21 protein-coding genes and 1 pseudogene are annotated in these 21,349 nt (G+C 66.5%); 9 read left to right on the top strand and 13 right to left on the bottom strand.

Going from position 1 to position 21,349, the window contains the following annotated elements:
* Positions 1-7: 7 nt before the first annotated feature.
* The 4 genes from ABKF58_RS15250 to ABKF58_RS15235 all read right to left on the bottom strand — a co-directional run bounded on the left by ABKF58_RS15250 (position 8) and on the right by ABKF58_RS15235 (position 5,139).
* The gene (locus tag ABKF58_RS15250) at positions 8-1,888 is read right to left on the bottom strand and encodes an MFS transporter (protein WP_482581705.1); all 1,881 of its coding nucleotides are present in this window, start codon (positions 1,886-1,888) and stop codon (positions 8-10) included.
* Positions 1,888-2,154, bottom strand: coding sequence for an ArsR/SmtB family transcription factor (locus ABKF58_RS15245; protein ID WP_232503446.1), 267 nt, complete (start codon positions 2,152-2,154; stop codon positions 1,888-1,890). The genes ABKF58_RS15250 and ABKF58_RS15245 overlap by 1 nt, the downstream gene beginning before the upstream one ends.
* Positions 2,155-2,344: 190 nt before the next feature.
* On the bottom strand, positions 2,345-3,094 hold the full coding sequence (locus ABKF58_RS15240) for a response regulator transcription factor (RefSeq protein ID WP_482581703.1): 750 nt from the start codon (positions 3,092-3,094) through the stop codon (positions 2,345-2,347).
* Positions 3,091-5,139 carry a PAS-domain containing protein gene (locus ABKF58_RS15235; RefSeq protein WP_482581701.1) on the bottom strand — a complete coding sequence of 683 codons (2,049 nt, stop codon included), beginning with the start codon at positions 5,137-5,139 and terminating at the stop codon, positions 3,091-3,093. Before ABKF58_RS15235 ends, ABKF58_RS15240 begins: the two co-directional genes overlap by 4 nt.
* Positions 5,140-5,414: 275 nt before the next feature.
* Here ABKF58_RS15235 and ABKF58_RS15230 point away from each other — a divergent pair, with 275 nt between their 5' ends.
* From ABKF58_RS15230 to ABKF58_RS15190, 9 genes and pseudogenes are all read left to right on the top strand, one after another.
* Complete coding sequence (locus ABKF58_RS15230) at positions 5,415-7,055, top strand: acyl-CoA synthetase (RefSeq protein ID WP_482581700.1); 1,641 nt, start codon at positions 5,415-5,417, stop codon at positions 7,053-7,055.
* A gap of 24 nt (positions 7,056-7,079) precedes the next feature.
* A complete protein-coding gene (locus ABKF58_RS15225) occupies positions 7,080-7,829 on the top strand; it encodes an electron transfer flavoprotein subunit beta/FixA family protein (protein WP_014087254.1) in 750 nt (249 codons plus the stop codon).
* A complete protein-coding gene (locus ABKF58_RS15220; protein WP_482581698.1) occupies positions 7,830-8,762 on the top strand; it encodes an electron transfer flavoprotein subunit alpha/FixB family protein in 933 nt (310 codons plus the stop codon).
* A gap of 96 nt (positions 8,763-8,858) precedes the next feature.
* Entirely contained in the window at positions 8,859-10,643 is a 1,785-nt protein-coding gene (locus ABKF58_RS15215) for an acyl-CoA dehydrogenase (RefSeq protein WP_482581696.1), read from the top strand.
* A gap of 9 nt (positions 10,644-10,652) precedes the next feature.
* Positions 10,653-12,290, top strand: coding sequence for an electron transfer flavoprotein-ubiquinone oxidoreductase (locus tag ABKF58_RS15210; RefSeq protein ID WP_482581694.1), 1,638 nt, complete (start codon positions 10,653-10,655; stop codon positions 12,288-12,290).
* Positions 12,291-12,391: 101 nt separating this feature from the next.
* A pseudogene (locus ABKF58_RS15205) lies at positions 12,392-12,832 on the top strand (3-hydroxyacyl-CoA dehydrogenase NAD-binding domain-containing protein); the annotation flags it as partial.
* Between the two features lie 94 nt (positions 12,833-12,926).
* Positions 12,927-13,253 (top strand): 3-hydroxyacyl-CoA dehydrogenase family protein, encoded by a 327-nt coding sequence (locus ABKF58_RS15200; protein ID WP_482581692.1) that lies wholly within the window; start codon positions 12,927-12,929, stop codon positions 13,251-13,253.
* A gap of 78 nt (positions 13,254-13,331) precedes the next feature.
* Positions 13,332-14,120, top strand: a complete 789-nt coding sequence (locus ABKF58_RS15195; RefSeq protein ID WP_482581691.1) for an enoyl-CoA hydratase-related protein — start codon at positions 13,332-13,334, stop codon at positions 14,118-14,120.
* A 111-nt stretch (positions 14,121-14,231) separates the two neighbouring features.
* Complete coding sequence (locus ABKF58_RS15190; RefSeq protein ID WP_014087260.1) at positions 14,232-14,864, top strand: acetate uptake transporter; 633 nt, start codon at positions 14,232-14,234, stop codon at positions 14,862-14,864.
* Positions 14,865-15,006: 142 nt separating this feature from the next.
* Here the strand turns inward: ABKF58_RS15190 and ABKF58_RS15185 are convergent, their stop codons facing one another.
* The 9 genes from ABKF58_RS15185 to ABKF58_RS15145 form a co-directional block, all read right to left on the bottom strand.
* Positions 15,007-15,723 carry an ABC transporter ATP-binding protein gene (locus tag ABKF58_RS15185; protein ID WP_482581689.1) on the bottom strand — a complete coding sequence of 239 codons (717 nt, stop codon included), beginning with the start codon at positions 15,721-15,723 and terminating at the stop codon, positions 15,007-15,009.
* A complete protein-coding gene (locus tag ABKF58_RS15180) occupies positions 15,720-16,811 on the bottom strand; it encodes an ABC transporter permease (RefSeq protein WP_482581687.1) in 1,092 nt (363 codons plus the stop codon). The genes ABKF58_RS15185 and ABKF58_RS15180 overlap by 4 nt, the downstream gene beginning before the upstream one ends.
* Complete coding sequence (locus ABKF58_RS15175; protein ID WP_482581685.1) at positions 16,747-16,965, bottom strand: hypothetical protein; 219 nt, start codon at positions 16,963-16,965, stop codon at positions 16,747-16,749. Before ABKF58_RS15175 ends, ABKF58_RS15180 begins: the two co-directional genes overlap by 65 nt.
* Positions 16,962-18,029 (bottom strand): efflux RND transporter periplasmic adaptor subunit, encoded by a 1,068-nt coding sequence (locus ABKF58_RS15170; protein ID WP_482581683.1) that lies wholly within the window; start codon positions 18,027-18,029, stop codon positions 16,962-16,964. The genes ABKF58_RS15175 and ABKF58_RS15170 overlap by 4 nt, the downstream gene beginning before the upstream one ends.
* Before the next feature lie 338 nt (positions 18,030-18,367).
* Positions 18,368-18,688: a non-heme iron oxygenase ferredoxin subunit gene (locus tag ABKF58_RS15165; RefSeq protein ID WP_482581681.1), complete on the bottom strand. Its 321-nt coding sequence runs from the start codon at positions 18,686-18,688 to the stop codon at positions 18,368-18,370.
* Positions 18,688-19,047 carry an SUF system Fe-S cluster assembly protein gene (locus ABKF58_RS15160; RefSeq protein ID WP_008952585.1) on the bottom strand — a complete coding sequence of 120 codons (360 nt, stop codon included), beginning with the start codon at positions 19,045-19,047 and terminating at the stop codon, positions 18,688-18,690. Before ABKF58_RS15160 ends, ABKF58_RS15165 begins: the two co-directional genes overlap by 1 nt.
* Positions 19,048-19,052: 5 nt before the next feature.
* Positions 19,053-19,502: a Fe-S cluster assembly sulfur transfer protein SufU gene (gene sufU, locus ABKF58_RS15155; RefSeq protein ID WP_482581678.1), complete on the bottom strand. Its 450-nt coding sequence runs from the start codon at positions 19,500-19,502 to the stop codon at positions 19,053-19,055.
* Positions 19,502-20,764, bottom strand: a complete 1,263-nt coding sequence (locus ABKF58_RS15150; RefSeq protein WP_482584390.1) for a SufS family cysteine desulfurase — start codon at positions 20,762-20,764, stop codon at positions 19,502-19,504. The genes sufU and ABKF58_RS15150 overlap by 1 nt, the downstream gene beginning before the upstream one ends.
* Positions 20,761-21,348: a SufB/SufD family protein gene (locus ABKF58_RS15145; RefSeq protein ID WP_482584389.1), complete on the bottom strand. Its 588-nt coding sequence runs from the start codon at positions 21,346-21,348 to the stop codon at positions 20,761-20,763. The genes ABKF58_RS15150 and ABKF58_RS15145 overlap by 4 nt, the downstream gene beginning before the upstream one ends.
* Position 21,349: the final 1 nt, after the last annotated feature.

The following is a 21,349-nucleotide window of genomic DNA, read 5'->3' as shown; positions in this document are numbered from 1 at the left end:
TCGCCTCCTAGCGGCGCTCGCCGCGCAATTTGCCCACCAAGGTTTGCAGGCGATCCGGCGCGGCGTCTTGCGGCGCAACCGGCGGCGCCCCCACCAAGGCGATCTTCGAGAAGAAGCCCCGGCGGAACGGCGTCTTCATCGCCTGGCCGTCGATGCGGGAGAAGAAGCTTCCCCACAAGCCCTGCAGGGCCAGCGGAACCACCGGCACCGGGTTGGCCTCCAGAATACGGGTAACGCCCGGGCGGAAGGAGTAAAGATCGCCGGTATCGGTAATGCGGCCTTCCGGGAAGATGCCCACCAGATCCCCGGCTTCCAGCGCCTTGGCGACCTCGGCAAAGGCCCGCTCCATCATGGCCGGATCTTCCTTGGCCGGTGCGATGGGGATAGCGCGCGAATGCCGGAAGATGTAGTTGAGCAGCGGTGTCTTGAAGATGCGGTGGTCCATGACGAAGCGGATCGGCCGCGGCGAGGCCCCCATGATGATGACCGGATCGATGAAGCTGACATGGTTGCAGACCAGCAGCGCGGGACCCTCGGCGGGGATGTGCTCCAGCCCCTTTTTCTCGAGCCGGTAGGCGGCATGAATCAGCAGCCACGCCAGGAAGCGCAGCATGAACTCCGGCACCAGCCCGTAGATATAGATCGCCACCGCCGCATTACAGAGTGCGGCGATGCCAAACAGGGCAGGGATGGGCAGCCCGGCGCCCAGCATGCCAGCGGCGGCCAGGGCGCCCGCCACCATGAACAGGGCATTGAGGATGTTGTTGGCGGCGATGATGCGTGCGCGGTGCTCTGGCGCGCTGCGCATTTGCACCAGGGCGTAGAGCGGCACGATGAAAAAGCCGCCGAACATCCCCAGCATCACGAGATCGAACAGCACCCGCCACGCCCACGGCTGGCTCAGCAGCGCCCCGATGCCGAGCGGTGCCGCGCCGGCGAGCGCCGCAGGCGAAGCGAAGGCGAGATCGACCCCGAACAGGGTCAGGCCGACCGAGCCGAAAGGTACCAGGCCAATCTCGATGCGTTTGCCGGACAGGCGTTCGCACAGCAGGGAACCCGCGCCGATGCCAATGGTGAAGGTGGCCAAGAGCAACGTGACCACCGACTCGTTGCCACCGAGCACATTCTTGGCGTAGGCCGGAAACTGCGCGAGGTAGAGCGCGCCGTACAGCCAGAACCACGAAATACCCAGGATGGACAGAAACACGGTGCGGCTCTGCCGGGCAAAGCCGATATTGCGCCAGGTTTCGGTCAAGGGGTTGGGGTTGACCTTCAGCTCGGGGCAGGGCGCCGGTGCCGTCGGGATCCGCCAACTGGTGAGAAATCCCAGTAGCGCCACCAGCCATCCGCCGACGGCAATCCAGGCCGGATGCGCGACGGACCCGACCAGCAAGCCGCCGGCCAGGGTGCCGATCAGGATGGCGACAAAGGTGCCGGCCTCGACCAGCGCGTTGCCGCCGACCAGTTCGGTCTCGCCGAGATGTTGCGGCAGGATGGCGTATTTCACTGGGCCGAACAGCGTCGAGTGCAGGCCAAGGAGAAACAGCGCCGACAGCAACACCGCCAGGCTGTGCAGCCAGAACCCGGTGGCGGCCACCGCCATGATGACCATCTCCAGCACCTTGACCCACCGCGCCAGCCGCGCCTTGTCGTACTTGTCGGCCAGCTGTCCTGCAGTTGCCGAAAACAGGAAGAAGGGCAGAATGAAAATGCCAGCCGCCAGATTGGCCAGCACCTCGGCTTTGAGCGTGGACCACTGGCTGGTCTGGAAGGTCAGCAGCACGACCAGGGCGTTCTTGAACAGGTTGTCGTTGAAGGCCCCGAGAAACTGCGTGGCGAAGAAGGGCGCAAAACGACGCGCTTTGAGCAGACCGAACTGTGACGACATCAAGTGGCCTCGCGCAGGTAGGTGAGGACGGCAGACAGGCTCTCCTCGAGGAAAGCCTTGTTGATCCAGCAATACACTTCCTTGCCCTGCTTTTCGGACTGGAGCACGCCCGCTTCGCGCAGGATCTTGAGGTGGTGGGACACGGTCGGCCGCGACAAGGTGGACGCGTCGGCGATCTGACCGACGGTCAAACGGTCACCCGGTTCGAACAGCAACAGGATGCGTTGCCGGTGCTCATCGCCCAAGGCGACAAACACCTTGGACATGGCGCACCACTGGGGAGGGATTGCCTGGCTATAGTTTGACTTCATGTCGATAGATTTAGACATATCAACGGAAAGAGTCAAGAACGCAAACGCAGGTCACAGCGGCACGGCCGGGCCTGCCGTCTGCGGCGACGCATCCCGAGCCGGCGCCAGGCGCCGCTTGCTGGCCGTCAACCCAGCCGGCGGCGGGCTACTCCCAAGCGACGTTGGCCGAAAACAGGTAGCCCGCGCCGTAGATGGTCTTGATTAGGGCGGGGCTCGCCGGGGTTTGCTCCAGTTTCTGGCGCAGCCGCGACACCCTCACGTCGATGCTGCGGTCGAGCGGGTCGAGATCGGAGCGGCCGGCGAGCTGTTCTCGCGTCAGGATGCGGTTGGGCCGTTGCAGCAGCGCCGTCAGCAGCCGGGCTTCGGAAACACTCAGCTCGACCGATTGCCCGGCCGGCGAGGTGAGCTGGTTGCAGTCCAGATCGAAGCACCAGCCGACAAACCGCGCCCGGCGCTGCGCCGCGACCGGCTCCGCCTCGGCCTGCCGGGCGTAGCGGCGCAGGATGACGCGGATGCGGGCGATCAGCTCGCGCGGCTCGAACGGTTTCACGATGTAGTCGTCGGCGCCGGTCTCCAGCCCCACCACGCGGTCGGCCACGTGGCTGCGCCCGGTCAGGATCAGCACCGGACAGTCGTGGGTTTTCCAGAGACGGCTGACCAGCTCCATGCCGTCGATGTCCGGCAGGCCCAGGTCGACCAGGCACAGGCTCGGCCGGATGGACCTGAGGGCGCCGAGCAGGTCCTGCCCGGTGGCAAAGTGGCGGGCGTCGAAGCCGTAGTCCTGCAGGGTGCGGCAGATCAGCCGGGAAATCTCCGGCTCGTCCTCGACGACATAAATGAGTTCGTGGCGGGCCTCCGCCATCGCTTCGTTCGGCGTATTGACTGGGTTCATCATGGGCCTGGATGGATCGCCAAAGCGAGTTGTTCTTTGGAAAACGGCTTGTACAAGGGGTCGATGCCGAGCTCGGCGGCCAGCCCGGCCGCGCTGTCCTGGGCATTACCGCTGATCAGCACCACGTGCAGTCCGGGGCGCAGGCGGCGCGCCCGTTCGGCGAGCTGCCAGCCGCTGACGCCGCCCGGCATCACCACGTCGGAGACCACGCAGGCGATCTCCTCCACCTGTTCGATCATGGCGAGCGCTTCGACGCCGTTGTCGGCTTCCAGCACGGCATAGCCCAGGTCGACCAGTTGCATGCGGATGATCTTGCGCACCTCCGCCTCATCCTCCACCAGCAGCACCAGTTCGCCGCTGGCGCTGCAGATCGCGGGGCAGGCCGGCGAGCGCTCGCCTGCCGGCGCAGGGCTTCCCGCCGGCAGATAGAGAATCACCGCGGTGCCGGCGCCAATGGTGCTTTCGATGTGCACCATGCCGTGCGACTGCTCGACGAAACCATACACCATGCTGAGCCCCAGGCCACTGCCGCCATCGAAGCGCTTGGTGGTGAAAAACGGCTCGAAGGCCCGCGCCAGGGTGGCGCCGTCCATGCCGCAGCCGTTGTCGCGCACCGTGATCCGCACGTAGTCACCCGGCGCCAGCGGGCGCTCGCCAACGCCGATGGCCAGAATCGATTCCGGGGCGATCTCGATACGCAGCCGCCCGCCCTCAGGCATGGCGTCGCGCGCGTTGAGGGCGAGGTTGAGCAGGGCGTTTTCCAGCTGATGCGGGTCGGCAAACGCAAAGAGCGGTTCTTCCGGCAGCTGGGTGGTGATGCTGATGGTGGAAGGCAGCGAGCTGCGCAGCAACCGGGTCAGGTTGAGCACCAGCCGGCCCACTTCGATGCTCTGCGGCTCCAGCGGCTGCTGGCGCGAGAAGGTCAGCAGCTGGCGGATCACCTCGACCCCGCGCCGTGCCGCCTGGATCGCCGGGTCGACGTACTCCATCAGCGCGGTGGCGTGCGCATGTTTTTCCTGCAGCGCCGCCAGGTTGCCCAGCACCACGGTGAGCAGGTTGTTGAAATCATGCGCCAGCCCGCCCGCCAGCTCGCCCACCGCTTCCATCTTCTGCGCCCGCAACAGGGCGTTCTGCGCCTGCACCTGCTCGGTGATGTCGAGCGACAGGGAGAAGAAGCCCATCACCTGGCCATCGGCGCCGATCTCGGGCACCAGGGTGCTGCGGGCGTAGACGGTGCGGCCGTCGGCTCGCACCCGCGAGTATTCGTAACCGACCTGCTGTCCAGCCTGTGCCTTGCGCAGATGGGGCTGCAAGGTCTGGAACAGCTCGGCCCCCATGACGGTTTCCACGGTCTGGCCGATCACGGTTTCCTTGGTGCGCCCGGTCCAGTCGGCGTAGCCCTTGTTGGCGAAGCGGTACACCAGATGGCGGTCGATGTAGGCGATGAAGGCCGGCACGGTGTCGGTGATCAGGCGCAGCCGCGCCTCGCTCAGGCGCAGGTCGGCGGCGACCAAGTCGAGGTTGGCCTTGGCCTTGCGCAAGCCGGCGTTGGCGCCTTCGAGTTCGGCGGTGCGTTCGCGCACGCGGCGGTCGAGCTCGGCGTTCTCGTTCTCGATCAGGCGCTCGTAATTGCGCTGGGTGGTGATGTCGGTGTAGATCGTGATGAAGCCCTTGCCGGGCAGCGGCACGCCGTGGACCTTCAGGACCTGTCCGTCCGGCCGCACCCGTTCCATGGTGTGCGGCAGGAACTGGCGCGCCACCTCGACCCGCTCGGCGACCTGCTGCTCGATATCGCCCGGGCCGTATTCGCCGCGTTCGGCGTTATGGCGGATGAAGGCCTCGAACGGGGTGCCGAGGCGGGCGAGATCGTCCGGGAACTCGAGCAGGTCGAGAAAGGCCTGGTTCCACGCCACCAGGCGCAGATTGGCATCGAACACGGTCAGGCCCTGGTCGATCAGGTCGAGCCCGGCGTACAGCAGCTCGTGCCGCTCGAGCGCGGCGCTGAATCCTTCTTCGTCCGAGACAGGTGTCGGCTTCCCCGAATCCATGGCGATTCCATCCCATTCCAACAACGGCAGTAGGCCTATTGTGCCATGACCCGGAGCAGGACAGACCCGTCACCGGCCCTCGTTACAATTCAGTACATTTCACGAAAAGTTCATTAAACCTTCTCTTGCACCATAGGGATAACGCCTGCCGCAACAAGGCGAACGGCAGTTCCGCCCGCCAAAACCTGCTCATGATCTGTCACGAATCCTGAACAGGTTCCAAGGGCCCGCTGCCGCGGCACCTTACAACATGTGCATTAGAGGAGGAGGTTGCAGTGAACTCTACCAATCCGTACGGCATTGGCCTCGACAAGGGTCCGGCCAATTATGTCCCGCTGTCCCCGCTGACCTTCCTGGAGCGCAGCGCCACGGTCTACCCCGAACGCATCGCCTCGATTCACGGCGACTGGCGCATGACCTGGCGCGAGGTCTACCAGCGCTGCCGCCGTCTGGCCTCGGCGCTGCAGCGTCGCGGCGTCGGTGCCGGCGATACCGTGGCGGTGATGCTGCCCAACATCCCGGCGATGTTCGAATGCCATTTCGGGGTGCCGATGTGCGGCGCCGTGCTCAACACGCTCAACACCCGTCTCGACGCCGAATCGATCGCTTTCATGCTGCGCCACGGCGAAGCCAAGGTGCTGATCACCGACCGCGAATTCTGCGAGCCGGTCGCCAAGGCGCTGGCGTTGCTGGACACCAAGCCGCTGGTGATCGACGTGGACGATCATCTCTTCAGCGGCGGCGACCTGCTGGGCGAGACCGACTATGAGGCCTTGCTCCGCGAGGGCGACCCGGAATTCGCTTGGTCGCTGCCCGGCGACGAGTGGGACGCCATCAGCCTCAACTACACCTCGGGCACCACCGGCAACCCCAAGGGCGTGGTCTATCACCACCGCGGCGCCTACCTCAACGCCGTGTGCAACCTGTTCGAATGGGGCGTGCCGCGCCACGCGGTGTACCTGTGGACCTTGCCGATGTTCCACTGCAACGGCTGGTGCTTCCCCTGGGCGATGGCCGCCAACGCCGGCACCAACGTGTTCCTGCGCCGCGTCGACCCGCGCCAGATCTTCGCCCAGATCAAGCAGCACCGCGTGACGCATTACTGCGCAGCGCCGATCGTGCACAACATGATGATCAACGTGGCCGACGAGTGCGGCAAAGACATCGAGCACGAGGTGAGCTGCCTCGTCGCCGGCGCGGCGCCGCCGGCCGCGGTGATCGAAGGCATGCAACGCCTGGGCTTCAACATCACCCACGTCTACGGCCTCACCGAAACCTACGGCCCGGCCGGGGTCTGCGCCAAGCAGCCGGAATGGGAGGGTATGACGCTGGCGGAGCGCACCGAGCGCAACGGTCGCCAGGGGGTGCGCTACTCGATGCAGGAAGGCATGACGGTGATGAACCCGGAAACCATGCAGCCGGTACCGGCCGACGGCGAAACCATGGGCGAGATCATGTTCCGCGGCAACCTGGTGATGAAGGGCTACCTGAAAAACCCGGACGCCAGCGCCGAAGCCTTTGCCGGCGGCTGGTTCCACACCGGTGACCTGGCCGTGCTGCAGCCGGACGGCTACGTCAAGATCAAGGACCGCTCCAAGGACATCATCATCTCGGGTGGCGAGAACATTTCCTCGCTCGAGGTGGAAGACGTGCTGTACCGCCACCCGGCGGTGATGAGCGCCGCCGTGGTAGCCAAGCCGGACACCAAGTGGGGCGAGGTGACCTGCGCCTTTGTCGAGCTGAAGGACGGTGCCACTGTCACCGAGCGCGAAATCATCGACTACTGCCGCGCCCATCTGGCGCACTTCAAGGCCCCCAAGCAGGTGGTGTTCGGGCCGATTCCGAAAACGTCCACCGGCAAGATCCAGAAATTCCTGCTGCGCCAGGAAATGAAATCGTCCTCGGCCATCGAATGACGGCCCACGCTGCGGAGTGAGGAAATGAAGATAGTGGTACCCGTGAAGCGGGTCATCGACGCCAACGTCAAGGTCCGCCTCAAGGCCGACGGCAGCGCCGTTGACAGCGACAACGCGAAGATGTCGATGAACCCGTTCGACGAGATCGCGGTGGAGGAGGCGATCCGTCTGAAAGAGGCCGGCGCGGCCAGTGAGATCGTCGCGGTCTCGATCGGTTCGGACGCCTGCCAGGACGTGCTGCGCGCGGCGCTGGCGATGGGTGCCGACCGTGCCCTGCTGATCCGCACCGAGGCGGTGCTGGAGCCGCTGGCGGTGGCCAAGCTGCTGCGCGAGGTGGTGGCGCGCGAACAGCCGCGGCTGGTGATCTGCGGCAAGCAGTCGACCGACGGCGACGCCAACCAGGCCGGGCAGATGCTGGCGGGCCTGTTGGGCTGGCCGCAGGCGACCTTCGCCTCCCGGCTCGACCTCGGCGCCGACGGCGCCACCGTGACGCGGGAAATCGACGGCGGCCTGGAAATCATCGCCGTCACGCTGCCGGCGGTGGTCACCACCGACCTGCGCCTCAACAGCCCGCGCTACACCACGCTGCCCAACATCATGAAAGCCAAGAAGAAGCCGCTCGACGTCGTCGCGCTGGACGAGTTCGGCGTCGACACCCGGCCGCGCCTGACCACGCTGGGCCTGGCCGAGCCGGCCGCGCGCAGCGCCGGGGTGAGGGTGGCCGACGTGGCCGAGCTGTTGGCGAAATTGAAGAACGAGGCAAAGGTGATCTGAATGACGGCCCTGATTATCGCTGAACACGACAACGGCTCGCTCAAGAGCGCGACCGCCAACACCATTGCCGCGGCGCGCCAGCTCGGCGTCGAGATCCACGTGCTGGTGGCCGGCAGCGCCTGTTCCGCCGCCGCCGAACAGGCCGCCCGTCTGCGCGGCGTCGGCAAGGTACTGATGGCGGATGCGCGGCATTACGAGGGAGGGTTGGCCGAAAACCTGGCGGCGCTGATCGTCTCGCTTGCCCCGTCCTACAGCCACGTGCTGGCGCCGGCGACCACCTTCGGCAAGAACGTGCTGCCGCGCGTGGCGGCGCAGCTCGACGTCGGCCAGGTGTCGGACATCGTCGAGGTGCTGGCGCCGGACACCTTCGTGCGGCCGATTTATGCCGGCAATGTACTCGCCAAGGTGCGCTGCGACGACCCGATCAAGGTGATCACGGTACGCGCCACCGCGTTCGAGGCCACCAGCCAGGGCGGCACCGCGCCGATCGAAACCATCGCCCCCGGCCCCGACCTGGGCATGTCGCGCCTGCTGGCACGCGAGCTGACCCATTCCTCCCGCCCGGAACTCACCGAAGCCAAGATCGTGGTGTCCGGCGGGCGCGGCCTGCAAAGCGGCGAGAACTTCAAGCTGCTGGAAGCGCTGGCCGACCGGCTCGGCGCCGCGATCGGCGCATCGCGTGCGGCGGTCGACTCGGGCTTCGTGCCCAACGACTACCAAGTGGGACAGACCGGCAAGATCGTCGCCCCGCAGCTCTACATCGCGGTCGGCATTTCCGGTGCCATCCAGCATCTGGCCGGCATGAAGGGCTCCAAGGTGATCGTGGCGATCAACAAGGACCCGGAGGCGCCGATTTTCCAGGTCGCCGATTACGGCCTGACCGCCGACCTTTTCCAGGCCGTGCCGGAGTTGATCTCCGCGCTTGGCCAGTGACCGTTCACCACCCGACCCCGCACGCAGGCCAGCGGCACGGCCTTGTCCGACGCCTTCGGCCAACGTGCGGGCCCGGGTTCGCAAGAGGATAGAGAAATGAGTCAGTACGTTGCCCCGGTGCGGGACATGTTGTTCGTGATGCAGGAACTGGCCGGCTTGGCCGACGTGGGCGCGTTGCCGGGCTGGGAGGAGGTGGGCGGCGAGCTCGCCGAGGCGGTGCTGGAAGAAGCCGGCCGCTTCGCCGGCGAGGTGATCGCGCCGCTCAACGTGGTGGGCGACCGCGAAGGCAGCCGTCTCGTCGACGGCAAGGTGGTGGTGCCCACCGGCTTTGCCGAGGCCTACCGCCAGTTCGTCGAGGCGGGCTGGAGCGGCATCTCGTCGCCAGAAGAGTTCGGTGGGCAGGGCTTGCCGCAGCTCTTGGCCAAGCCGGTGACCGAGATGTGGAAATCCGCCTGCCTGGCGTTTTCGCTGTGCCCGATGCTGACGCAGGGCGCGCTCGAGGCGCTGCTCCATCATGGCACCCCGGAACAGCAGAACGCCTACCTCGCCAAACTGGTGTCGGGCGAATGGACCGGCACCATGAACCTGACCGAGCCGCAGGCCGGTTCCGACCTCTCGGCGGTGCGCAGCCGCGCCATGCCGGAAGACGATCATTACCGTATCTTCGGCAGCAAGATCTTCATCACCTGGGGCGAGCACGATGTCACCGACAACATCGTGCACCTGGTGCTGGCGCGTCTGCCGGACGCCCCGGCCGGGGTGAAGGGCATCTCGCTGTTCGTGGTGCCGAAGTACCTGTTGAATGCCGACGGCTCGCTCGGCGAGCGCAACGACGTGCAGTGCGTGTCGCTGGAGCACAAGCTTGGCATCCATGGCAGCCCGACCGCGGTGCTGGCGTTCGGCGAGAGCGCCGGCGCGATCGGCTACCTGGTGGGCGAGCCCAACCGCGGCCTGGAATACATGTTCACCATGATGAACCACGCGCGGCTGGCGGTGGGCCTGGAAGGCGTGGCGATTTCCGAACGCGCCTACCAGCAGGCACGCGACTACGCCCGCGAGCGGGTGCAGGGCAGGGCGCTGGGCCACGAGTCGGCTGGCGCCATCATCCGCCACCCCGACGTGCGCCGCATGCTGCTGACCATGAAATCGCAGACCGAAGCGATGCGGTCGCTGGCCTACGTCACTGCGGCCTACATGGACCAGGCGGCGCGCCACCCCGACCCGGCCGAGCGCGCACGCTACCAGTCGCGCGTCGAACTGCTCACTCCGGTGGTGAAGGGCTGGTGCACCGAAACCGCCCAGGAAGTCACCTCGCTCGGCGTGCAGGTCCATGGCGGCATGGGCTTCATCGAAGAAACCGGCGCCGCCCAGCACCTGCGCGACGCCCGCATCACCACCATCTACGAAGGCACCACCGGCATCCAGGCCAACGACCTGCTCGGCCGCAAGACCTTGCGCGAACAAGGCAAGACGCTGCTGGCGCTGGTCGAGGAGATGCGCGCCGACACCGTGCGCGTCGGCGCCCTGGACGGCGAGGCTTTCCGCCAGTTGGCTGCGGCGCAGCATGTGGCGATCAAGGAACTGGAAGGCGCCACGCGCCACCTGATCGATGCGGCCGCCGTCGACCCACGGCTGGCCTTCGCCGGCGCCGTCCCTTACCTGATGCTGCTGGGCACGGTGTGCGGCGGCTGGCAGATGACGCGGGCAGCAGGAGTCGCCCAGGCCCGCATCGCCGCCGGCGAACCGGTGGCCTTCTACCGCGCCAAGATCGACACCGCGCTGTTCTACGCCGAGCACATCCTGCCGCGCGCCATGACGCACGCCTACGTGGTCCAGCACGGCGCCCGTTCCACGCTGGCGCTCGACGAGTCCGCGTTCTGAGGAGGGAGGATGAACGCGCGCGAAAGCATGGAATACGACGTGGTGATCGTCGGCGGCGGCCCTTCGGGGCTCTCCGCGGCGATCCGCCTCAAGCAGCTGGCGGCCGACAAGGGCCAGGATATCAGCGTCTGTCTGCTGGAGAAGGGCTCCGAGATCGGCGCTCACATCCTCTCCGGCGCGGTGCTCGAACCGCGCACGCTGAACGAACTGATCCCCGACTGGAAAGACAAGGGCGCGCCGCTCAACACCCCGGCCCAGAAGGACCAGTTCCTGCTGCTCACCGAGACCGAGTCGATCCAGCTGCCCACCCCGCCGCAGATGCACAACGAGGGCAACTACATCATCAGCCTGGGCAACTTCTGCCGCTGGCTCGGCCAGCAGGCCGAAGAACTCGGTGTGGAAATCTACCCCGGCTTCGCCGCCGCCGAAGTGCTCTACCACCCGGACGGCTCGGTCAAGGGCGTGGCCACCGGCAACGTCGGCACCGGCAAGAACGGCGACCAGGACGGCGAGCCCGGCATCGAGCTGTGGGCCCGGCAGACCGTGTTCGCCGAAGGCTGTCGCGGCTCGCTCACCAAGACCCTGTTCGAGCGTTTCAAGCTGCGCAACGGCGCCGACCCGCAAACCTACGGCATCGGCATCAAGGAACTGTGGGAGGTGAAACCCGAGCTGCACCAGCCGGGCAAGATCACCCACACCGCCGGCTGGCCGATGGACACCGCCACCTACGGCGGCTCCTTCCTCTACCACCTGGAAAACAATCAGGTGGTGGTCGGCTTCGTGGTGGGGCTGGACTACCAGAACCCCTACCTGTCGCCGTACGAGGAATTCCAGCGCTTCAAGACCCACCCGGCGATCAAGGACGTGTTCGAAGGCGGGCGGCGCCTGTCCTACGGCGCGCGCGCCATCTCCGAAGGCGGGCTGCAGAGCATTCCCAAGCTCACCTTCCCGGGCGGGGTGCTGATCGGCGACACCGCCGGCTTCCTCAACGTGCCCAAGATCAAGGGCACCCACACCGCGATGAAATCCGCCATGCTGGCCGCCGAGGCGATCGTCGAGGCGCTGGCCACGGCCCAGGAAGGCCAGCCGCTCGAGGCCACTGCGTACACCGCCAAGTTCAAGCAGAGCTGGCTCTACGACGAACTCTGCCGCGTGCGCAACATCCGCCCGGCGTTCCGCTGGGGGCTGTGGCCGGCGATGCTCTACTCGGCGCTGGACACCTACCTGTTCCGCGGCAAGGCACCGTGGACGCTGCACCATAAGCACGCCGACCACGAATGCCTCAAGCCCAAGGACGAGTGCACGCCGATCGCCTACCCCAAGCCGGACGGCGTGCTGACCTTCGACCGGCTGTCGTCGGTGTTCATCTCCAACACCAACCACAGCGAAGACCAGCCGGCGCACCTCAAGCTGAAAGACCCGAGCGTCCCGATCAAGATCAATCTGGCGCAGTACGACGCGCCCGAGACGCGCTACTGCCCGGCCGGGGTGTACGAGATCGTCGGCCGCGAGGAGGGGGCGCCGCGTCTGCAGATCAACGCGCAGAACTGCGTGCACTGCAAGACCTGCGACATCAAGGACCCGACCCAGAACATCAACTGGGTGACGCCGGAAGGCGGCGGCGGGCCGAATTACCCGAACATGTAAACGGCCGTGCAGCCAGGTCTTGCCCGGAGCGCTTCGCCCTCCGGCAAGCGCCGGTCTGCGCCTGATAACAAGCACACCTTCACACAAGAGAGAGAACCGAGATGACAGACAATAATTTGACCATCGGCGTGGTTGGAGCAGGGCAAATGGGGCGCGGCATCGCCCAGGTCTGCGCCATGGCCGGCATGACGGTGCTACTCAACGACGTTTCCGAGCAGGCCGTCGCGCGCGGCATCGACACCATCGCCGGACAGCTCGACCGGCTGGTGACCAAGGACAAGCTGAGCGCCGGCGCCCGCGACGAGGCGCTGCGCCACCTGAAGCCTGCCGCCAGCCTGGAGCAACTGGCCCAGTGCGATTGCGTGATCGAGGCCGCCACCGAGAATGAAGCGCTCAAGCTCGACATCTTCCGCCGCCTCGACGCCATCGTTCAGCCCAACGCCGTGCTCGCCAGCAACACCTCTTCGATCTCGATCACCCGCATCGCGGCGGCGACCCAGCGCCCCGACAAGGTTATCGGCATGCACTTCATGAACCCGGTGCCGGTGATGCCGCTGATCGAGGTCATCCGCGGCCTGCATACCTCGGACGCGGTGTGCCGAGGCGGTCACGCTGCTGGCCAAGCAGATCGGCAAGGTGCCGGTGGAGGTGAAGGACGGCTTCGGCTTCGTTGCCAACCGCCTGCTGATTCCGATGATCAACGAGGCGATCTTCTGCGTGCACGAAGGGCTGGCCAGTGCGGGGGACATCGACACCGTGATGAAGCTCGGCGCCAACCACCCCATCGGCCCCTTGGCGCTGGCCGACCTGATCGGGCTCGACACCTGCCTCGCCATCATGGCGGTGCTGCACGAGGGGTTCGACGATTCGAAATACCGCCCATGCCCCTTGCTCAAGCAGATGGTCGATGCCGGCCTGCTCGGGCGCAAGACCGGCCAGGGCTTTTTCCGCTACAACACATAAGCCAAACCCGATGGCCGTCACGGAGCTGGCGCGCGGCGCCAGCTTCACCGATCACCCTGACAACAGGAGGCATCCGCCATGTCCAGCGAACCCAATGTGCTGCTCGAGATCGTCGAGCCTTCCATCTACCGTCTGACCATCCATCGCCCCAAGGCCCTGAATGCCCTGAACCGCGCCACCATCGCCGAGCTGGGCGCGGCGCTCTCGACCGTCGCCGCCGATCGCTACGCGCGCGCGCTGCTGGTGACCGGCGCCGGGGACAAGGCGTTCGTAGCCGGCGCCGACATCCGTGCCATGCAGGACATGAGCCCGATCGAGGGGCAGAGCTTCGCCCGTGAAACGATGGCGGTGTTCCGCCAGCTGGAAACCCTGGCGATCCCGGTGATCGCCGTGGTCAACGGCTACGCGCTGGGCGGCGGCTGTGAGCTGGCGATGAGCTGCGACTGGATTCTGGCGGGTGAGAACGCCGTCTTCGGCCAACCCGAGGTCAACCTGGGGCTCACGCCCGGCTTCGGCGGCACGCAGCGCCTGACGCGGCTGGTGGGGCGCGCGCGCGCGCTGGAACTGATCACCACCGGGCGCCAGATCAAGGCGGACGAGGCGCTGCGCTGGGGGCTGGTGAACCACGTATTCCCGGCGGCACAACTGATGGACGAAGCGCTCACCATGGCGCGGCAGATTGCCAGCAAGGCGCCGATCGCGGTGAGACTCAGCAAGGAGGCGGTGCAGCGCGGCCAGGACCTCGACCTCGACAACGCCTGCCAGTTCGAGGCCCAGGTGTTCGGCCTGGCGTTCTCCACCGAGGACAAGCGCGAGGGCGTGGCAGCCTTCCTCGACAAGCGCACTCCCACCTTCAGCAACCGCTAGCCCCCGTTTTACCGGAGAGAGGGCGCGCTCGCGCCGCCTCTCCGGCGTTGTACCCCCGCAGCACTGAACCACCCACCATAACAATCAAAACTTCCAAGGAGGAAAACTATCATGACTGCACCTCAGCAGGGTCTTCAGATCGTCGAAACCCGCACCACCATCGCCGACCCCACCGCCCTGGGCGTGTTCGGCCTGTCGCTGGTCACGTTCGTGGCGGCCTCGGCCAAGATGCACTGGACCGAGGGGGTGGGCTATCTGATCCCGTGGACGATGTTCCTGGGGTCGATCGCGCAGATCTGGGCCTCGTCGCTCGACTTCAAGAAAAACAACTACTTCGGCGCCATCGTGCTGGGGGTGTACGGCCTGTTCTGGATGGCGGTGTCGATGCACTGGGCGATCAGCCTGGGCTGGTTCGGTGCCATCAACCCAGCCCAGTTTGACCCCAAGCAGATTGCCTTCGCCTTCTTCGGCTACGGTATCTTCTCGCTGTTCATCATGGTGGTGGCGTTCGAGACCAACAAGGTGTTCGCCACCATCGTGGTGCTGATCAACGTCCTGCTGTTTTCGCTGGGTTTTGCCGCGCTGGGCGTGGCCAAGGCCCAGTTCAGCACCGCCGCGGCCTGGTCGGAACTGTTGATCTCGCTGCTGGGCTTCTACGCCTGCGGCGCGATCTTCTTCCGGAATTTCTTCGGCCGGGAAATCCTGCCCCTGGGCGCCCCGCTGGGTCTGATCAAACGTAGCTGATGCCCATCCCCGGGCGTGCCTGCGGGCGCGCCCGTTTCATTACTTCCGCCCACGAGTCTGGTCGAATCGACCGTTTTCCTGCCGGGGCGATGGAGTATCCCCCGCATAAAGAACCACAGTCGATCTGCCACTCCACACGCCGCTAGCGCCGCACGCTCACTTCGAACAGCGCGGCGGCACGCTCGGGCGGCTGCAGTTGCCCATCCACCAGAAAGATGCGGCGGTCGGCGGCCTGGGCGAAGGTGGGGTCGTGCGTGACGGCGACCACGGCGCGGTTCTGGTTGCGCGCCAGGTCGTGCAGGATATCGCGCACGTTGGCACTGGCATGGGTGTCGAGCGAACCACTCGGCTCGTCCGCCAGGATCAGCTGCGGGTCGTTCGCCAGTGCGCGCGCCACGGCCACGCGCTGGCGCTGCCCGCCGGACATCTGGCTCGGTCGCTTGTGCATCTGTTCGGCCAGATCGAAGGTGCGCAATAGCTCGCTCGCCTTGTCGCGCGCCTCGTCCTCTTCCAGTCGCGCCAGTTTGCGCATCGGCAGCATCACGTTGTCGAGCGCCGAGAATTCTTCCAGCAGAAAGTGGAACTGGAACACGAAACCGATATGTTCCAGCCGGATATGGGCGAGGTGGTCTTCGCTCAGGCCGGTGGTCAGGGTATCGTCCAGCCACACCTGGCCAACGGTGGGCATGTCGAGCAGGCCCAAGAGATAGAGCAGCGACGACTTGCCCGAGCCGGACGGCCCCATGATGGCGACGAACTCGCCGCGCGCGATCTCCAGATCGATGTTCTCCACCAGCGTGGTGGGCACGTCGCCCGGCAGCACGCGCGTGAGCGATTCCGTGCGCAGTACCGTGCTCATGCGGCGCCCCGCAGGATGTCCACCGGGCGCACGCGTCCGCCCTTGCGCGCCGGCAGGTAGGCCGCCACCAGCGCCGAACCCATGGCGAACGCGGCGGCCAGCGCCATCTGGTCCCAGCCCCAGTAGATCGGCAGAAAGGCTTGCGTGGTGATGAACGGGCTTTTCACTTCCACCCGCGCGAGGCCGGCCATCAGCGCCAGTCCGAGGCCGGTGCCGAGCACGCTGCCGACGAGGCCGAGCAGGGCGCCTTCGATCAGGAAAATCCGGCGGATGTCGCGCGCGTGAAAGCCGATCGACTTGAGGATGGCGATGTCGCGGGTTTTTTCCAGCACCACGGTGGATATCACGTTGTAGATGCCGAAGGCGGCCACGATCAGGGTGGCGGCCACCACGCTATACATGATGATGTTGCGGATCTTCACCAGATTCATGATGTCTTCGCTGGCTTCCTGCCACGATTGCGTCTTGTAGCCGAGCGCACGTTCGATCTGGCCGGCGACGACCGGCGCACGCGCCGGATCGTCCAGCTTGAGGATGAAGCGGTTGGCAACGTTGGGGCGGCCCAGCAACGTCTGCGCGCGCTTGAGGATGATGAAGGTCTGTCCCTCGTCGTAGGCAGCGGTGCCGGTACGGAACAGGGCGACGATCTTCATCACGCGCACCAGGCCGGTGGGGGAGGTGACCGAAATCTTGTCGCCAAGCTTGGCGCGGAATTTGTCGGCGAGACCGGTGCCGATGATGATGCCATCCGGGTCGGAATGCAGCGAGGCGAGCGAGCCGGATATGAAATACTGGTCGATGGTGCTGACGTTCTTCATCAGGTCCGGCTCGATGCCGTTGATGGCGGCGCCCAGGTCCTTGCCGGCGAAGGTGAAGATAGCCTGCCCGAGCAGCACCGGCGCCACGCGCAGGCCCGGCAGACGGCTGACGAAATCCAGCTTCTGCTTGTACTGGCGGATGCCGCGCACCTCGGTTTCCGGTTTGACGCCGCGGATTTCCACCGCGCCATGCGCGGCCCCCAGCTCAGCCGCCTGCGGCTTGGCCTGGCGGAATTCGTCGTACACGGTGATGTGGGCCGAGTTGTCCACCAGCGCGGCGCATGAAATCTTGCTCCGAACCACGCATCAGGGCCGACACGGCGAGAAAGAACGCCACGCCAAGACCGATGCCGGCGAGCGAAACCAGTGTCTGGCGCCGGCGCGACAGCAGGTGGCTGAGCGCGATCGAGGCCGCCAGCTTCATCGCGAGGTTCCTGCCGGCGCCGCGGCGGGCGCGATGCGCACCTTCTGACCGTCTTTCAGTTCGGCCGGCGGTTCGGTGATGAAGGTGTCGCCATCGGTCAGTCCGGCCCGCACCTCGCTGCGGTCCGCTCCCTTGGCGCCGAGCGTGAGGCGCTGCTTGTGGGCCCGGCCGTCGCGCACCAGCCAGATCGTGCTGCCGTTGAGCGCCGTGCTCGGCACCAGCAGCGCGTGTTCACGCCGGGCCAGGATGATGTTGACCTCGGTGGTCATGCCGATCATCAACGGGGTGCCGGGAAGCAGGGCGATGCGCACGCGGTAGTTGCGTGCCAGCGGGTCGCCCTTGGCGGTGATCTCGGCCACCTTGCCTTGGAACACCCGCCCGGGGAAACCGTCGGCGGTGATCTGAGCCGGCTGCCCTACCTTGACGCCGGCGATGTCTTCCTCGTCGACCACGGTGGTGATACGCGGCGGTGCGCCGGACTGGGCCAGGTAGAACACCGGCTGGTTGACCGGGATGAAATCGCCCACCTCGCCGTCGCGGCGGATGATGTGCCCGGCGCCGGGCGCGCGCAGCGTCATGAATTTGATCTGCTCTTCGATGCGGCGCGTGGTGGCGCGGGCGGAATCGAACGTGGAGCGGGCCTGATCGAGCTGATCGATGGTGGCGAAGCCGGAGCTGAACAGCGCCTGTACGCGTTGCCAGCGCTGCTCGGCGTAACGCAGCCGGGCCTGTTCGTCGCCCAGGCTGGCACGCAGGTCGCTGTCGTCGAGCCGGCCCAGGATTTGCCCCGGCGTCACCTGGGCGCCTTCGTCCGCGCGCAATTCGACCAGCCGCCCGCCGACCTGCGGAGCGATGGTGACCGTCACGCTGGCCTCGACGTTGCCGGTGGCGTACACCGCCTGGATGGCCGGCCCGCGGGTGGGGTGGCCCACCTTGACCATGGGGGGCGCAAGCCAGTGCCAGAGCAGGACGGACAGCCCGGCGGCGAGCAGCAGGAAGAAGGCCCCTTTGCCTGCCCGATAGAGGGCGGTTTTTCGGTGGGAACGGCTATCGTTCGATGCCATATCGTGTCATTGGTCGCTTCATAAACAGGCGCTGCGGCCAGCGGAATACGATTCCACCTGCGTGAGGTGGCGCTGCGCGAGCCCTTCATCTGCCTTGCTATCGATGGTTCGGCCAACCCCGCCAAGCCGTCGAGCACGTTGCAAGGAACTATGTTGACGATAGATCGCGCCGCTGGCGAGTGCCATGCGTGGGGTCAAGATTTATACAGAATGGATGGGGCGGGGCCGGAACAGACGGATATCTACCCGTGCTGGCAAATGACAGGCTGCAACACGGTGGCGAGCCATGTCTACCGGCGAGAACGGTACGCTAGGCACGGTGCAGTGCGGGGACGGGTTCAATCGAAGCGGTCGTCGCGCACCTGCACCATGCCCTGTTCGACGCGCACCGGGAAGGTGGCCACCGGTTCGTAGGCGGGCGGGCCGAGCGCCGCGCCGGTGCGCAGCGAGAACTGCGCGCCGTGGCGTGGGCAGACGATGCAGTCACCCTGCACCTCTCCGTCGGACAGGGTCTCGGCTTCGTGACTACACAGGTCCTCGATGGCGTAATAGCAGCCCTCGATGTTGAATACGGCAATCGCCACGCCGTCGGCGTCCACGGTACGGAAGGTTCCGGGCGGGAAGGCGTCGGCCGGGGCCACGTCGAGCCAGTCGCTCATCACAGCAAGCCCAGTTCCAGGCGTGCCGCCTCGCTCATCATGTCCTGCGACCAGGGCGGTTCCCACACCAGTTCGACCTCGGCCTCGTGCACGCCGTCGACGCGTTCCACCGCCTCGGCCACCAGGGCGGGAAAGGTCTGCGCCACCGGGCAGCCCGGCGCGGTCAGCGTCAGGTCGATACGGACCTTGCCCTCGGCGTCATCCACGTCGAGCGCGTAGACGAGGCCCAGGTCGTAGATGTTGACCGGAATTTCCGGGTCGTACACGGTGCGAAGCGCCTCGATCACGCGCTGCTGCAATTCGGAAACCGGGGGCGGGGTGGCGTCGTCGTTGCGGTGATGCCAGTGGAACAGGTCCATCGTCTTCACTCCGTCGATACCGGCTGGTCGCTCTGGTGCAGCGCCGCCAGCAGGGTATGCCAGGCCAGGGTGGCGCACTTCACCCGGGTCGGAAACTCGCGCACCCCGGCCAGAACGGCAAGCTTGCCGAGCGGCGCTTCGGCGGGAGTGGCGTCCTCGGCCGTCACCAGCGCGTGGAAGACGGCGAACAGCGCTTCGGCCTCGGCCTCGGTCTTACCCTTGAGCGCATCGGTCATCAACGAGGCCGAGGCGGTGGAAATGGCGCAGCCGGCGCCTTCGAAACAGGCGTCCTCGATCACGCCGTCCACCACCTTGAGCGACAGCGAAAGATGGTCGCCGCACAGCGGGTTGAAACCCTCGGCGTGGCGGTTCGCCCCCGCCAGCGGGCCGAAATTGTGCGGCCGGCGGTAGTGGTCGACGATGAGTTCCTGGTAGAGATCGCGCAAGTCGGACATCAGCCAAACACCTCCCGGGCCTTGCGGATGGCGTGCATCAGCACGTCCACCTCCTCGGCCGTGTTGTAGAGGGCGAACGAGGCGCGCACCGTGGCGGGCAGGCCGAAATGCGCCATCACCGGCATCGCGCAATGGTGTCCGGCACGCACCGCCACCCCTTCCAGGTCCAGGATCGTGCCGATGTCGTGCGGATGCACGCCCTCCAGGGTGAACGCCAGGATGCTCGCCTTGTCGCGCGCCGTGCCGATCAGGCGCAGGCCGGGTATCTGCATGGCTTGGGCGGTGGCTTCAGCGAGCAGGGCCTGCTCGTGGGCGGCCACAGCGGGCAAGCCCAGCGTGTTCAGGTAGTCGATGGCCGCCCCCAGGCCGATGGCGCCGGCGATATTCGGGGTGCCGGCCTCGAACTTGTAGGGCAGGTCGTTGTAGGTGGTGCCGGCGAAACTGACCTGGCGGATCATGTCGCCGCCGCCCTGGTAGGGCGGCATCGACTCCAGCAGCGCCGCCTTGCCGTAGAGCACGCCGATACCGGTGGGGCCATAGAGCTTGTGGCCGGAAAAGGCGTAGAAATCGCAGTCGAGCGCCTGCACGTCGACCGGCCGGTGAGCGACGGCCTGGGCGCCGTCGACCAGCACCACCGCCCCGGCGGCGTGGGCCAGCTCGATCAACTGACGCACCGGGTTGACGGTGCCCAGCGCGTTGGACAGCTGCGTCACCGCCACGAGGCGGGTCGCCGGGCCCAACAGGCGGGCGAATTCGTCGAGCTTCAGCTCGCCCGCCTCGTCGATGGGGGCGACGCGCAGCAGCGCGCCGCTGCGCTCGCACAGCAGCTGCCACGGCACGATGTTGGAGTGGTGCTCCATCTCGGTGATCAGGATCTCGTCGCCGAGCCGCAAACGTTGGCCGAAGCTCGCCGCCACCAGGTTGATCGCCTCGGTGGTGCCGCGCACGAACACGATTTCCTCGCGCCGGGCCGCGTTGATGAAGCGCCGCACCGTGTCGCGCGCCGCCTCGAAGGCTTCGGTGGCACGCTGGCTCAGGGTGTGCACGCCACGGTGCACGTTGGCGTTGATCTCGCCGTAGTAACACGTTTCGGTCTCGATCACGCTCTGCGGCTTCTGGCTGGTGGCGGCGTTGTCGAGGTAGACCAGCGGCTTGCCGTGCACGGTCTGGCTCAGGATGGGGAAATCCTGCCGCCAGCGCGCCACGTCGAACCCGGGCAACTCATCACGGCGGACGGCCTCTTGCTTCACCACGGCATTCATACCAGCTCCTTGACCCGCTCGGGCAAGCGCCCCAGCAGCAGTTTTTCCAGCCGCGCCCGCAACGGCGCCATGTCGATCCGGCCGACCATCTCCGCCGCAAAGGCGAAGGTGAGCAGGGCGCGCGCGTCGGCCTCGTCCACCCCGCGCGAGCGCAGGTAGAACACCTGCTCCGGGTCGAGCTGGCCGACGGTGGCGCCGTGGCTGCACTTCACGTCGTCGGCGTAGATTTCCAGTTGCGGCTTGGTGTCGATTTCGGCGTTGTCCGACAGCAGCAGGTTGCGGTTGGCCTGATAAGCGTCGCTGTGCTGGGCGTCGGCCTGCACGACGACCCGGCCGTTGAACACCGCGCGCGACGCGCCGGCCAGCACCCCCTTGTAGAACTCGCGGCTGGTGCCGTAGGGCCGGGCATGGTCGATGCGGGTGTGGTGGTCGCTGTGCTGCCGGCCGTCGGTCATGTAGAGCCCGTCGAGCGTGCAGGCGGCGTGCTCGGCGTTGAGCCCGACGCGGATGTCGACGCGCGCCAGTGCCGCCGCCCAGCGCGAACGAGCGCGAAACGAAACGGCTGCCTTGCTGTTGGTCGACATC

The organism is Pseudogulbenkiania sp. AW2-16 (genome assembly GCF_056824575.1).
The sequence above is the reverse complement of the archived record's forward strand: the minus strand, read 5'-3'. Positions and strand labels throughout refer to the sequence as shown.

Bases quoted from the DNA above. Each gene is read 5' to 3' on its own strand.
- ABKF58_RS15190 (WP_014087260.1), top strand. From the start codon at position 14,232: ATGACTGCACCTCAGCAGGGTCTTCAGATCGTCGAAACCCGCACCACC.
- ABKF58_RS15245 (WP_232503446.1), bottom strand. From the start codon at position 2,154: ATGTCCAAGGTGTTTGTCGCCTTGGGCGATGAGCACCGGCAACGCATC.
- ABKF58_RS15175 (WP_482581685.1), bottom strand. From the start codon at position 16,965: ATGAAGCTGGCGGCCTCGATCGCGCTCAGCCACCTGCTGTCGCGCCGG.
- ABKF58_RS15170 (WP_482581683.1), bottom strand. From the start codon at position 18,029: ATGGCATCGAACGATAGCCGTTCCCACCGAAAAACCGCCCTCTATCGG.
- ABKF58_RS15145 (WP_482584389.1), bottom strand. From the start codon at position 21,348: ATGTCGACCAACAGCAAGGCAGCCGTTTCGTTTCGCGCTCGTTCGCGC.
- ABKF58_RS15185 (WP_482581689.1), bottom strand. From the start codon at position 15,723: ATGAGCACGGTACTGCGCACGGAATCGCTCACGCGCGTGCTGCCGGGC.
- ABKF58_RS15240 (WP_482581703.1), bottom strand. From the start codon at position 3,094: ATGATGAACCCAGTCAATACGCCGAACGAAGCGATGGCGGAGGCCCGC.
- ABKF58_RS15210 (WP_482581694.1), top strand. From the start codon at position 10,653: ATGAACGCGCGCGAAAGCATGGAATACGACGTGGTGATCGTCGGCGGC.
- ABKF58_RS15220 (WP_482581698.1), top strand. From the start codon at position 7,830: ATGACGGCCCTGATTATCGCTGAACACGACAACGGCTCGCTCAAGAGC.
- ABKF58_RS15250 (WP_482581705.1), bottom strand. From the start codon at position 1,888: ATGTCGTCACAGTTCGGTCTGCTCAAAGCGCGTCGTTTTGCGCCCTTC.
- ABKF58_RS15165 (WP_482581681.1), bottom strand. From the start codon at position 18,688: ATGAGCGACTGGCTCGACGTGGCCCCGGCCGACGCCTTCCCGCCCGGA.
- ABKF58_RS15160 (WP_008952585.1), bottom strand. From the start codon at position 19,047: ATGGACCTGTTCCACTGGCATCACCGCAACGACGACGCCACCCCGCCC.
- ABKF58_RS15225 (WP_014087254.1), top strand. From the start codon at position 7,080: ATGAAGATAGTGGTACCCGTGAAGCGGGTCATCGACGCCAACGTCAAG.
- ABKF58_RS15235 (WP_482581701.1), bottom strand. From the start codon at position 5,139: ATGGATTCGGGGAAGCCGACACCTGTCTCGGACGAAGAAGGATTCAGC.
- ABKF58_RS15195 (WP_482581691.1), top strand. From the start codon at position 13,332: ATGTCCAGCGAACCCAATGTGCTGCTCGAGATCGTCGAGCCTTCCATC.
- ABKF58_RS15215 (WP_482581696.1), top strand. From the start codon at position 8,859: ATGAGTCAGTACGTTGCCCCGGTGCGGGACATGTTGTTCGTGATGCAG.
- ABKF58_RS15150 (WP_482584390.1), bottom strand. From the start codon at position 20,764: ATGAATGCCGTGGTGAAGCAAGAGGCCGTCCGCCGTGATGAGTTGCCC.
- sufU (WP_482581678.1), bottom strand. From the start codon at position 19,502: ATGTCCGACTTGCGCGATCTCTACCAGGAACTCATCGTCGACCACTAC.